This is a genomic window from Mesorhizobium sp. WSM4848, from assembly GCF_055811375.1.
This window is the reverse complement of record NZ_JBVVPX010000047.1, coordinates 14,845-27,326: the sequence shown is the minus strand read 5'-3', so window position 1 is coordinate 27,326 and position 12,482 is coordinate 14,845. Positions and strand designations below refer to the sequence as shown.

The 12,482-nt window shown below is 61.5% G+C and carries 11 protein-coding genes; 3 read left to right on the top strand and 8 right to left on the bottom strand.

Annotated elements, in window-relative coordinates:
* Positions 1 to 285: 285 nt before the first annotated feature.
* A complete protein-coding gene (locus tag AC0L16_RS29985; protein WP_473625054.1) occupies positions 286 to 972 on the top strand; it encodes a TerC family protein in 687 nt (228 codons plus the stop codon).
* Between the two features lie 177 nt (positions 973 to 1,149).
* Entirely contained in the window at positions 1,150 to 2,463 is a 1,314-nt protein-coding gene (gene rimO / locus AC0L16_RS29980; RefSeq protein ID WP_473625053.1) for a 30S ribosomal protein S12 methylthiotransferase RimO, read from the top strand.
* 128 nt (positions 2,464 to 2,591) lie between these two features.
* Here rimO and AC0L16_RS29975 read toward each other — a convergent pair whose 3' ends face one another.
* A complete protein-coding gene (locus AC0L16_RS29975) occupies positions 2,592 to 3,500 on the bottom strand; it encodes a LysR substrate-binding domain-containing protein (RefSeq protein ID WP_473625051.1) in 909 nt (302 codons plus the stop codon).
* 112 nt (positions 3,501 to 3,612) lie between these two features.
* On the opposite strand from AC0L16_RS29975, the gene AC0L16_RS29970 reads away from it, so the two are divergent.
* Positions 3,613 to 4,917: a beta-propeller fold lactonase family protein gene (locus AC0L16_RS29970; protein WP_473625050.1), complete on the top strand. Its 1,305-nt coding sequence runs from the start codon at positions 3,613 to 3,615 to the stop codon at positions 4,915 to 4,917.
* Positions 4,918 to 5,038: 121 nt separating this feature from the next.
* On the opposite strand, the gene AC0L16_RS29965 is transcribed toward AC0L16_RS29970, so the two are convergent.
* From AC0L16_RS29965 to AC0L16_RS29935, 7 genes are all read right to left on the bottom strand, one after another.
* Positions 5,039 to 6,106 (bottom strand): BMP family ABC transporter substrate-binding protein, encoded by a 1,068-nt coding sequence (locus AC0L16_RS29965; protein WP_473625049.1) that lies wholly within the window; start codon positions 6,104 to 6,106, stop codon positions 5,039 to 5,041.
* 51 nt (positions 6,107 to 6,157) lie between these two features.
* Positions 6,158 to 7,078 (bottom strand): ABC transporter permease, encoded by a 921-nt coding sequence (locus tag AC0L16_RS29960; RefSeq protein ID WP_473625048.1) that lies wholly within the window; start codon positions 7,076 to 7,078, stop codon positions 6,158 to 6,160.
* Positions 7,078 to 8,190, bottom strand: a complete 1,113-nt coding sequence (locus tag AC0L16_RS29955) for an ABC transporter permease (RefSeq protein ID WP_473625046.1) — start codon at positions 8,188 to 8,190, stop codon at positions 7,078 to 7,080. The genes AC0L16_RS29960 and AC0L16_RS29955 overlap by 1 nt, the downstream gene beginning before the upstream one ends.
* Positions 8,187 to 9,764, bottom strand: a complete 1,578-nt coding sequence (locus tag AC0L16_RS29950; protein ID WP_473625045.1) for an ABC transporter ATP-binding protein — start codon at positions 9,762 to 9,764, stop codon at positions 8,187 to 8,189. Before AC0L16_RS29950 ends, AC0L16_RS29955 begins: the two co-directional genes overlap by 4 nt.
* Positions 9,765 to 9,993: 229 nt before the next feature.
* Positions 9,994 to 10,971: a quinone oxidoreductase family protein gene (locus tag AC0L16_RS29945; RefSeq protein ID WP_473625044.1), complete on the bottom strand. Its 978-nt coding sequence runs from the start codon at positions 10,969 to 10,971 to the stop codon at positions 9,994 to 9,996.
* 53 nt (positions 10,972 to 11,024) lie between these two features.
* The gene (pcsA, locus tag AC0L16_RS29940) at positions 11,025 to 11,861 is read right to left on the bottom strand and encodes a phosphatidylcholine synthase (RefSeq protein ID WP_473625042.1); all 837 of its coding nucleotides are present in this window, start codon (positions 11,859 to 11,861) and stop codon (positions 11,025 to 11,027) included.
* Positions 11,858 to 12,472, bottom strand: coding sequence for a DUF1326 domain-containing protein (locus tag AC0L16_RS29935; RefSeq protein ID WP_473625041.1), 615 nt, complete (start codon positions 12,470 to 12,472; stop codon positions 11,858 to 11,860). The genes pcsA and AC0L16_RS29935 overlap by 4 nt, the downstream gene beginning before the upstream one ends.
* Positions 12,473 to 12,482: the final 10 nt, after the last annotated feature.

The following is a 12,482-nucleotide window of genomic DNA, read 5'->3' as shown; positions in this document are numbered from 1 at the left end:
AGGAACACTTCCAAGGCAGCGTACTCTTCGGTACCCGAAATCTATCGCGGTGGCGGCGCGCTTCAACCCTATCCTCAGCGCCTCAACTCTCGGTTGAGATTTGCGCTGTGAGCGGGCGTTTGCGGTGCCATTCGTCCTGACGGCCGGGGCGTCGTTCGATTGGCAGCTTCACCGGCTGTTGGCGATTGCCGTCTTTATTGCCACGGAGCCTTGACGCGCGGGAACCATACACGTTAGGGCGTCCGGGCACGAACGATTGGCGACCAAGCAAGGAAATTCCAGCTGATGGAAATTTTTACCGCCGCCGGCCTCGCGGCCCTGCTCCAGGTCATTGCCATCGACCTAGTGCTTGCCGGCGACAATGCCATCGTCATCGGCCTTGCCGCGGCGGGCCTGCCGTCGGATCAGCGCAAGAAGGCGATTCTCGTCGGCATTGCGGCGGCCACCGTGCTTCGCATCTTCTTCGCCCTCATCACCCAGTGGCTCCTCACCATCGGCCCCATTCTCCTCATAGCCGGCGGCCTGCTGCTGCTTTGGGTGTGCTGGAAGATGTGGCGCGAGTTGCGTGTCAGCTACGAGCAGGAACATGACGCGACGGAATCGTTGTCGAATGTCGATTACGACAAAAGCGGGACGATTGGCGGCAAAGGACCACGCAAGACCTTCGCACAGGCAGCCTGGCAGATCGTCATTGCCGACGTTTCGATGTCTCTCGACAACGTCCTTGCCGTCGCCGGCGCGGCGATGGACCATCCGACGGTCCTGATCATCGGCTTGGCGCTGTCGATTGCGCTGATGGGCTTCGCCGCTTCGTTTGTCGCTCGCCTCCTGCATAAGTACCGCTGGATCGCCTATATCGGCCTGGTGATCATTTTCTACGTCGCCGTGAAGATGCTTTTGGATGGTGCTGTGCAGCAGTTCCCCGAACAGTTTGCGTTCCTGGCGCCCTGGTTCGGGCCGGGCGGTCATTGAAACCTTAGCAGTGCAGGTCCGCCCGAGGCGCCAAGCCGTTCCCGGTTTGCTTGATTTCGGAACTATGCTATTGCGCCGTGCAAATTGAGCTTCTGCGAAAGCTCAAAAGATCAACGTGCATCGAGACTTCCGGGCCGGGCCTCAGGGTTTCCGGCCCGCGTCCATTGGAAACCGCAAATGTCCGCCCCTCGCGTCAGTTTCGTCAGCCTTGGATGCCCGAAAGCCCTCGTGGATTCGGAGCGCATCATCACCCGCCTGCGCGCCGAGGGCTATGAGATCGCGCGCAAGCATGACGGCGCCGATCTGGTCGTCGTCAACACCTGCGGCTTTCTCGATTCGGCTCGCGATGAATCGCTCAATGCCATCGGCTCCGCCCTTTCGGAGAACGGCAGGGTCATCGTCACCGGCTGTCTCGGCGCCGAACCGGACGTCATCCGCGAAAAACATCCCAACGTACTCGCCATCACCGGTCCGCAGGCCTACGAGAGCGTGATGGCTGCGGTGCATCAGGCCGCGCCCCCGAGCCACGATCCCTATGTCGATCTTTTGCCGCCGCAAGGCGTCAAGCTCACGCCGCGCCACTATGCCTATCTCAAGATTTCGGAAGGCTGCAACAACCGCTGCACCTTCTGCATCATCCCGGCGCTGCGCGGCGATCTCGTCTCGCGGCCGGCGGCCGATGTGCTGCGCGAGGCCGAGAAACTGGCCAAGGCCGGCGTCAAGGAAATCCTGGTCATCTCGCAGGACACCAGCGCCTACGGCATCGACATCAAATACCAGACCAGCATGTTCGGTGATCGCGAAGTGCGGGCCAAATTCCTCGATCTGTCGGAGGAACTCGGCAAGCTCGGCGTCTGGGTACGCATGCACTATGTCTACCCCTACCCGCATGTCGCCGATGTCATCCCGCTGATGGCCGAAGGAAAGATCCTTCCCTATCTGGACATCCCGTTCCAGCATGCCTCGCCGCGAGTGCTGAAGAACATGCGCCGGCCTGCCCATGGCGAAAAGACGCTCGACCGCATTCGCGGCTGGCGCGAAATCTGTCCGGATCTGGCGATCCGCTCCACCTTCATCGTCGGCTTCCCCGGCGAGACGGACGACGATTTCGAGATGCTGCTCGACTGGCTGGACGAAGCCAGGATCGACCGCGCCGGCTGCTTCAAGTACGAGCCGGTCAGGGGCGCGCGCTCCAACGACCTCGGCCTCGAACAGGTACCGCAGGAGATCAAGGAGGCGCGCTGGCACCGTTTCATGCAGCGCCAGCAGAAGATCTCGGCGACGCAACTCGCCAGGAAGGTCGGCAAGCGCCTGCCAGTGCTGATCGACGAGGCGCATGGCACCTCGGCAAAGGGCCGCACCAAATACGACGCACCCGAAATCGACGGCTCGGTGCATATCCAGTCGCGGCGCCCGTTGCGCGCCGGCGATATCGTTACCGTCAAGATCGACCGTGCCGACGCCTACGATCTCTACGGCTCGGCGGTCTGATCGCCGGCGGGGCGAAGACCCCTTCTGCTAGAGCACTTTGCAGCCAAACGTCTTCGTTTGGCGTCCGACAAAATGCTTTAAAATAGAGAGTTAGAGCGCGGTTTGGTTCGACCAAAACGCAAAGCGCTCTAGGACGTGACTGTTTCGCTTGCGCGGATAAGCATCCGCCTGAGCCAGCCGTGACCGGGGTCGCTGTCGTTCCTCCGATGCCATAGCAGAGTTTCCTGATAACCGAAGTAGTCGAAGGGCAGCGGAAAAGAGCGCACGCGCGGCCAATTCGTCAGCCGGATCACGTTTGCCGACAAGGTGCAGATCATGTCCGTCTGGGCGATGATCGCCGGCACGGCGAGCGCATAAGGCAGGCTCATTGAAACGGTCCGCTTCAGGCCGCGGTCGTCGAGCAGGCGATCAATGTAGCCCTTCAGATCGCCGACATGAGTGACCAGCAAGTGCGGATACTTCAGAAAGAGTTCGAGCGTCATCTCGTAGCGGATCTCAGGATGCTCGGCCGAGACGATCGATAGCCAGTTCACGTGGAAGAGTGATGCACGTTTGATCGTCGTCGGCGCATCGGGCAGGATAGTGATCGCAAGGTCTATCGAGCCCTTCTCGAGACAATCAACGATTTCCTGTCGGTGTAGGCTGCGCAGGACGATCGAAATTCTCGGCGCCGCTGAACGGAGCACCGGCATCAGTCTGGGCATTAAAGTCGCCGCGATGTGATCGGTGGTCGCGATCCTGAAAATGCGACCCGATCGCTCCGGCAAGAACTGGCCGAACCCTCCCAGCGCATCCTGGATCTGGCGTAGCGCGGCCCGGATCGGATCGGCGAGGTCGAGCGCCTTTTCGGTCGGCCGCACGCCATCGGCATGGCGGACGAAGAGATCATCGGCGAAAAGCCGACGCAGATGGCCGAGGCGCTTGCTCATCGCCGGCTGGCTGAGCCCGATACGGGCTGCCGCCCCGCTCACGCTGCCTTCACTGAGCAGAGCGTCGAAGGCGACAAGCAGGTTCAGATCGATCGAAGCCAGATTCATGCTGGACGCCCGAACTCTTATTACTGAGAGGAATATCGAGATATCAAATATCGATTTGACGACTGAAAGCGAACCCCGAAAATAGGCGCCTTCAATCGATATGGAGACATCGATGCGACGCTGTTCTCTCGCTGCTGTTGTTCTATTCCTGCTGCCGAGCCTCTCAAGCGCTCAGCCGGTCGAAAGTCGCGGAGGGACCGTCGTCGCGTTGTCGGATGTCGATATGGTGCCGACCGTCTACGAGACGGGCGAGCTCGGGCCTCCAGATCCTCACTATCGGGATACGCTGTCCATCATCACCTCGCCGACAGAGCGGTCTCGCTCTGTTGCGATGACGGAGGTTTCGAATTCGACCTATGGGCCGCCCGGAGCACTAGACGTCTCCCTGGATGGCCAGTTCGTTTTCGTCGCCGAAACCTTCCGTCAACGCTCCGAACGGGCGACCCGCCTCGACGAGTTGCAGCAAGGCGACACGATCCGATCGCTCCAGTTCGGCGGCGGCCACTCGGCGGTGGTCGACAGCGTGAGGATCGGAATCCAGCCGCAGGCGATCCATCTCAATCCTGCTGGCGATCTCATCGCCGCACTTGCTGCCGACGCCGAACAAGAACTCACTTTCGTTCCAGTCAGGGAGGGTCGGTTCGGCCAAGCATCCAGCTTCGGTCTCGGTCTTGAGCCGTCGACGGGTTTCATTCCATTGAAGGCGACCTGGGTGCAGTGGCATCCAAGCGGCCGGTATGTCGGGGTCAATCTCGTCGACCGTGGTCAGGTTGCCTTCTACGAGGTGCTGCGCGGAGAGGACGGAGCGGTTTCTGCTATTCGTCCCTGGGGCAATCGTATCCAGACCAACAAGTTCCCCTTTGTCGGCCGCTTTTCGCCGGACGGCCGCTACTACATCACCTCCGATGTTCAATGGGGAATCGATACGGCTGGTTTCTATGGCGTTCAGGAGGGCATTCTCACCACAGTCCGGCTTGCCGATGTCGGGACGACGGGCGACGCAGCAAGGCACACCGTGCCTCACATCGCGCTTGGCGGCTTGGGCGCCGAGACGATCGCCTTCAGCCCCGACGGCCGGTTTCTTGTTACGTCCAATCTTCGCGGCACCGGTAAGCCAGATGGCTCGCGCGACTGGACGGAGCACGCGTCGCTCAGCCTCTATCAGCTGGACACTGAAACAGGACGGCTATCGCCGCACGGCGAATGGCCGCTCGCAGGCGTGCTGCCGCAAGGACTCGCTTTTGATCGCACGGGACAAAAGCTCTTCGTTGGCGTGAACCGTTACCGCAATGAGGGAGCGCCGCTTGGTGGCGCCGTCGAGATATGGCAGATCACGACGGATGGGCGCCCGGCGCTCGCTCCCACATCGGATCGTATCCGGCTGCCTACGGGCGTTCACACGATAGTCGCCCGCTGAACTTTCGTGAGTGGGATTCGCAGCCGGGCAGGTTAGCCTTCAAAGCTCTGCAGATGAAAAGAGGGCGCCCAAAGGCGCCCGCTCCTGTTCCGGCGAAAGCCGGCCGAACCAAGGCTTGCACTTACTGCGGCAGCTTGTCGTCGACGCCCTTGACGTAGAAGTTCATGCCGAGCAGCGTCGGGTCGTCGGCGACTTCGCCTTCCTTCAGCCACGGCGTGCCGTCCTGCTTGGCGATCGGCCCGGTGAACGGGTTCCATCCTTCGACGATCTTCTTCTCGGTGCCTTGCGCCATCGCCTTCACGTCGTCGGGCATGTTGGTGTAAGGGGCCATTTTAACGGCGCCGTCCTTGATGCCCAGCCAGACATTGCCGGGTTTCCATGTGCCGTCGAGCGCGGCCTTCACCCGGCCGATATAATATGGCCCCCAATCGTCGACGATCGAGGTCAACTGCGCCTTGGGGGCGAACTTGATCATGTCCGAAGACTGGCCGAAGCCCTGCAGTCCGCGCTCTTCGGCGACTTGCAGGGCAGCGGTCGAGTCGGTGTGCTGGACGATGATGTCGGCACCCTGGTCGAACAGAGCCTTGGCGGCATCGGCTTCCTTGCCCGGATCGAACCATGAATTGATCCAGACGATCTTCGCCTTGAAATCCGGCTTGATCGACTGGGCGCCGAGCATGAAGGAATTGATACCCATCACCACTTCGGGAATCGGGAACGAAACGATGTAGCCGGCGACGCCCGACTTCGATTGCTTGGCGGCGATCTGGCCGAGGATGTAGCGGCCTTCGTAGAAACGTGCGTTGTAGATGCCGAGATTTTCGGCCGTCTTGTAGCCGGTCGCGTGTTCGAACATCACGTCGGGGAATTTCTTGGCGACCTTCACTTCGGGGTCCATGAAGCCGAAGGAGGTGCCGAAAATGATCTTGCATCCTTCGCGCGCCAGGCGCTCGAAGGCACGATCGGCATCGGGACCCTCGGAGACGTTCTCCAGAAAAGCGGTCTCGACCTTGTCGCCGAGCGCCTTCTCGACGTCCAGGCGGCCTTGATCATGCTGGTACGAATAGCCGAAATCGCCGATCGGGCCGGTATAGACCCAACAGGCTTTCAGCTTTTCCTGCGCTTCGGCGGTCGCCGCCAGCGACAATGCCGCCGCCGCGGTCATCAGCGCAATAAGCAGTTTTTTCATCGTGTTACCTCTCTGAGTTAAGCCTTGGAGCTTCCCGTTTGCCTTTTATCGTCAACGATCCGGAACGAATGGCTGCCCCAAGGAAGCCGGTGTGTTCATCATCGTCAAACGCTTGTTGCGCGAGATTAGAACGAGAACCACGATGGTTGCCAGATAGGGCAACGAAGAAAGCAGTTGCGAGGGAACCGGAATGCCAAAAGCCTGTGCATGAAGCTGGCCGATCCAGACCGCGCCGAAGATATAGGCGCCCGCCAGCACCCGCCATGGCCGCCAAGATGCGAACACGACCAGCGCCAGCGCGATCCAGCCGCGTCCGGCGGTCATGTTCTCCACCCATTGCGGCGTATAGACCAGCGACAGATGCCCCCCGGCAAGGCCCGCACAGGCGCCTCCGAAGATCACCGCCAGGTAGCGGTATTGGATGACCTTGATGCCAAGCGCATGGGCCGATGTGTGGCTGTCGCCGATCGAGCGCAGCGTCAGCCCGGTGCGGGTCTTGAACAGGAACCACATGACGGCGGCGGTCAATGCAATCGAGATGTAGAAGATCGGGTCCTGGCCGAACAGCAACCTGCCGATGACGGGCATCGCTGTCAGGCCGGGAATGTCGAGGTTTGGCAGCCTCGCGCCGGGCTGGCCGACAAAGCTGGTGCCCATCATGCCGGAAAGGCCGAGGCCGAGCAGTGTCAGCGACAGGCCGGTCGCCACCTGGTTGGTGGCCAGCGACAACGTCATGACGGCGAACAGCAGTGAAAACACCGCACCCAGGGCGATCGCCGCCAACAACCCGATCCATGGCGATCCGGTGAGATAGCCGGCGCCGAAACCGCCGACCGCGCCCATGATCATCATGCCTTCGACGCCGAGATTGAGCACGCCGGAACGTTCGACCACCAGCTCGCCGATCGCCGCGATCAGCAAAGGCGTCGCCGCGGTTGCGATGGTCAAAAGAATGTTGACGGTGATGTCCATCAGCGGGCCTCCTCCAGCTTCGGCGCGGCTTCAAGCGTCGGCGCAGCCAAGCCGATCAGACGAATGCGGTAGTGAATGAGCGTGTCGCAGCCGAGCACGAAGAACAGGAGCATGCCCTGGAAGACGCGCGCCACCTTGTCGGAGATGCCGAGCGCGCTTTGCACCGCCTCGCCGCCGAGATAGGTCAGCGCCAGCACCAGGCCCGCCGCGACAATGCCTAATGGATTGAGCCGGCCGAGGAACGCCACGATGATGGCGGCAAAGCCGTAGCCGGGCGAAATAACCGGCTGCAGCTGGCCGATGGCGCCGGAGACTTCTGAGATGCCGGCAAGTCCGGCAAGTGCCCCCGACAGCATGAACGCGAAGAACACCATCCGCTTGATGCCGAAGCCGGCGAAGCGCCCTGCCCTGGGGCTTGCGCCGAGCACGCGGACCTCAAAGCCTTTCAGCATGCGGCTCATCAGGATCCAGACCAGCACCGCCGCGACCAGCGCGAACACGAAACCCCAATTGGCACGGCCTGAGGCCGGCATCAGTTCCGGCAATATGGCCGAGTCGTTGAACTGTATCGTCTGCGGGAAATTAAAACCCTTCGGATCGCGCCACGGCCCGCGCACCAGCCAGTCGAGGAACAGCTGCGCGACATAGACCAGCATCAGGCTGGTCAGGATCTCGTTGGTGTTGAAGCGCGCCTTCAGCAACGCGGGAATGGCGGCGTAGGCGGCGCCGCCGACCATGCCGAACAGCAGCATCAGCGGCAGCACCAGAGGGCCTTCAAACTGCGGAAACAGCACCGGAATGCTCGAGCCGACGATGCCGCCCAGGATGAATTGGCCTTCCGCGCCGATGTTCCAGATGTTGGCTCTGTAGCAAACCGACAGGCCGACCCCGATCAGGATGAGCGGTGCTGCCTTGATCGCCAGCTCATGCAGCTGCCAGACCTGACTGACAGGCTCGAGGAAGTAAATTTGGAACGCCTTCAAGGGATTGACGCCAAGCAGCGCGAACAGGACGGCGCCGGCAATGATCGTCAGCACGAATGCAATGAAGGGCGACAGCGCCGAGAACAGCATCGAGCGCTGCGGCCGTTTGACGAGTTCGAGGCGCATCATGACGTCTCCAGAGCGTGTTCGGCGTGGCCCGGCTCGGCCCCGCCCATCAGCAGCCCGATCTTTTCGAACGTGGCCTCGGCGATCGGCAATGGCTTCGACAATTCGCCATTGTGCATCACCGCGATCGCGTCGGATATTTCGAACAATTCGTCGAGATCCTGGCTGATGACCAGCACTGCCGAGCCGCTGCGCGCCAATTCGATAAGCGTCTGCCGAATGTGGGCGGCCGCACCGGCGTCGACGCCCCAGGTCGGCTGATTGACGACCATGACGCCTGGCCTGCGGTCGAGTTCGCGGCCGACGATGAATTTCTGCAGATTGCCGCCTGAAAGCGCTGCCGCCTCCGGGTCCGCAGCGCTCTTGCGCACATCCATCGCCTTGATGATGCGTTGGGCAGCGGCATAGATCGCATCGCTTTTGACCATTCCGCCGACGCCGACGAACACCTTGCCGTCGGTGGCATGGCGCGACAGCAGCAGGTTTTCCGAAAGCTTCATGCGCGGTGCTGCACCGTGGCCGAGCCGCTCTTCCGGCACGAAGGCAGCGCCCATCAGCCGCCTGCCGGTGATGCTGAGGCGGCCGGCGTCCTTGCCGCGGATGCGCACCGAGGCGGCATCCTGCTGCGGCACCTCGCCGGAAACGGATTCGAAGAACTCGCCCTGGCCGTTGCCGGCGACGCCTGCAATGCCGATCACTTCGCCGGCGCGTACGGACAAATTGATGTTTCTGAGCGGGATCGAGAACGGCGTTGCCGGCTTGCGGCTGAGCGCGCGGATTTCAAGCAGCGGCTGCGCGGTCTCGATACCCTGGGCCGGCGCGCGCACCACGGCCTGCACGTCGTTGCCGACCATCATGCGGGCCAGCGATGCCGCGGTTTCCTTGCGCGGATTGCAATGGCCAACCACCTTGCCGTGGCGCAGCACGGTGGCGCGGTCGCAGATACGCTTGACCTCTTCCAGCCGGTGCGAAATGTAGAGGATGGACTTTCCTTCGGAGCGCAGCCGTTCGAGCGTTTCGAACAGCTTGTCGGCTTCCTGCGGCGTCAGCACCGAGGTCGGCTCGTCGAGGATGATGAGTTGCGGCGTCTGCAGCAGACAGCGGATGATCTCGATACGCTGGCGCTCACCGACCGAGAGGTCGCCGACCAGCGATTGCGGATCGAGCGGCAGGCCGTAGCTATAGGAAAGCGCCCTCGCCTTCGCGGCGATCGTGCTGATCGGCGAACCGTCGTCCAGCGACAGCGCGATGTTCTCGGCCGCCGTCAGTGCCTCGAACAGCGAAAAATGCTGGAACACCATGCCGATGCCAAGCTTCTTCGCAAAGCCGGGATTGGTGATCGTGACCGCCTGGCCGTTCCAGAATATCTCGCCCGAATTGGGCTCCAGCGTTCCGAACAGCATTTTGACGAGCGTCGACTTGCCGGCGCCGTTCTCGCCGAGCAACGCATGGATTTCGCCTTTTGCGACGGTGAGATCGATATGGTCGCACGCTGTCAGTGTGCCGAACGTCTTGGTAAGGCCACGAACCTCAAGCAGGTTTGCGTCGTCCTGATTTGCACTCACAGTGCCTCCCATCTGGTTTGCCAGATATGTTCTGTGTTCCCGCAGGCATGGTATGCGCGGCCTGCTGTCATCGCAAAGCGGCACCCGTCTTGAAAGAGCTTCAAGAATTTCAGCGGAAACCTAACGCATTCGGCCCGAAAATCGAAATCGATTTTCGGAAAGCACGATGCCTGGATTCAAAATGTTAGAGCGTGCTTTGTGCGTCCAAGTGGACGCACGTCGCTCCAAGCGATAGCAAGGCTCAGGGGATAAGAATGGTTGTCCCGGTCGTGCTGCGGCCTTCAAGGTCGGAATGCGCCCTGCCGGCATCCGCGAGGGCGTAACGCTGATTGATCTTGATCTTGACCGCGCCGCTGAGCACGATTTCGAACAGCGCGGCGGCGGATGCCTCCAGGTCTTCGCGCCTGGCGTTGTAGACGAACAGCGTCGGACGGGTTGCGAACAGCGAACCTTTCTGCGCCAGCAGCGACATGCTGAACGGCGGGACCGGTCCCGACGATTGACCGAAGCTGGCGAACATGCCGAGCGGCTTCAGGCAGTCGAGCGAAGCCGGAAAGGTGTCGTTGCCGACCGAATCATAGACGACGTCGCACTTCTTGCCGCCGGTGATGGCCAGCACGCCGGCGACGAAGTCCTGCTCGCGGTAGTTGATGACGTGGTCGAAGCCATGCGCCTTGGCGAGTTCGATCTTGTCGGCGGAGCTGGCAGTGCCGATCACGGTTGCGCCAAGATGCTTGGCCCATTGGCCGAGGATCAGCCCGACGCCGCCGGCCGCCGCGTGAAACAGGATCGTGTCGCCCGCCTTCACCTTGAAGGTCCGGCGCAGCAGATATTCCGCCGTCATCCCTTTCAGCATCATGGCGGCCGCCTGTTCGTCGCTGATGCCGTCCGGCACCTTGACGACGCGATCGGCGGCGATCACGCGTTGTTCGGCATAGGCGCCAGTCGTCACGGCGTAGGCGATGCGATCGCCCGGCTTCAGCCAGTCGATATCAGCGCCCACTTCCACCACCACCCCGGCCGCCTCGCCGCCGGGTATCAGCGGGAAACCGCCTGGCGGCTGGTAAAGCCCGGAGCGATGATAGACGTCGATGAAATTGAGGCCGATCGCCGTGTGCTTGACCAGGATTTGCCCCGAGCCGGGTTGGCCCGGATCGGCGTCCTCATAAGTCAGGACCTCCGGACCGCCATGAGCGTGGATGCGTATTGCTTTGGACATTGATGAGGCTCTCTTTGGGACCAGACTCTCTTGGGACCAGACTTCTATCGGGATCAGGTTTTCTTGGCGCCGAGCGTTGGAAAGAGCTGCATGATACCGCCGATGCAGGCGAGGTAAAGTCCGGTGACGGTGATGCCGATCTTGGTGAAAACACTCACCTGCTCGCCCAGGACGCCGATCTGGTCGTAGAAGGCGGCAAGAGCTGCCTGCGCCAGCGCCAGCGCTCCGAAAGCGCACCATAGCAGCGTCATGCCAAGGTTGATCGGCCGCAGCCGCGCCACCCGCACCGGGTGGATGAAATTGATCGGCACAAAGGTCAGGATGGCGGCCACCACGACCACGGCGAAAGAAACCCATTGTCCCGGCTCGATGACGAACAGCGTGAACACCACCATGTTCCAGACCACGGGAAACCCCTTGAAGAAATTTTCCTTGGTCTTCATCCCGGTGTCGGCATAGTAGATCGCGCTCGACACGACGATGATCGCCGCCGACAGGAACGACAGGCCCTCACCCATGAAGCCGCGCTGGTAAAGTGCGAAGGCCGGTATCAGCACATAGGTGACGTAATCGATGATGTTGTCGAGGAGTTCGCCCGACCACGTCGGCAGGATTTCCTTGACCTCGAGTTTCCTGGCGATCGGCCCGTCGATGCCGTCGACGAACAGCGCCAGCCCCAGCCACCAGAACATCGCCGTCCAGCGCTGCTCGCTCGCCGCCACCAGCGACAGGAACGCCAGGAACGAGCCCGATGCGGTCAGCAGATGGACCGAAAACGCGCGCGCCTGCGGCCATGTGACTTTCTTCTTCGGCCTCGGAATCCTGTCAGCGATTTTCTTGGCCGTGATTTTTCCGGCCGTGATTTTCCTGGCCGTTGTTTTTTTGCTCACGGGCCCCGCCAGTCCAGCTTGCAGATTTCGGCCGAGCGGCCGGCAAAATTCCAGTTGCGGCCGAAGGCCCGCATCTTGCTCTTGTCGGACCTGGCGACGATGATTTCCGGTGCGATCCAGTACTCCGAATTGCTGATCACCGTATCCTTGTCGCGGTCCTTGCTGGAAATCGGCGTTACGGCTCCATCGATGATCTTCGGGATCTGGAAGATACGGGTCCTGTCGCGCGTCTCATAGGTGATCGGCGCCTGCTCGACGCCGAGGAACTTGCCGACCAGGATGGAGAGCAGCGAGGTGGTTCCGCCAGCCTTGCCGGTGAAAATCCTGGTCAGCGCCTTTACCGCGTAGACTGAGGCGCGCTTGTCGATGAACAGTCCGGCGGTCCAGTTGCCGCGGCTCATATAGCCGGGGATTTCCATGACCAGCCCAAGATTGAGGCCGGAAAGCTCGACCTCGCCGAAATGGCCGGCATCGATGCGGAACCCCGCCCAGGTCTGACAATAGCCCTCGGTCGGCGGGTGATTGCCGAGGGACAGCACGCAAGGACAAAAAACCGTGCAATTGCAGGAGAGTATCAGCTCTCCTTTCATTGCCCAGCCTTGATCCGCCATAAAATTCTCT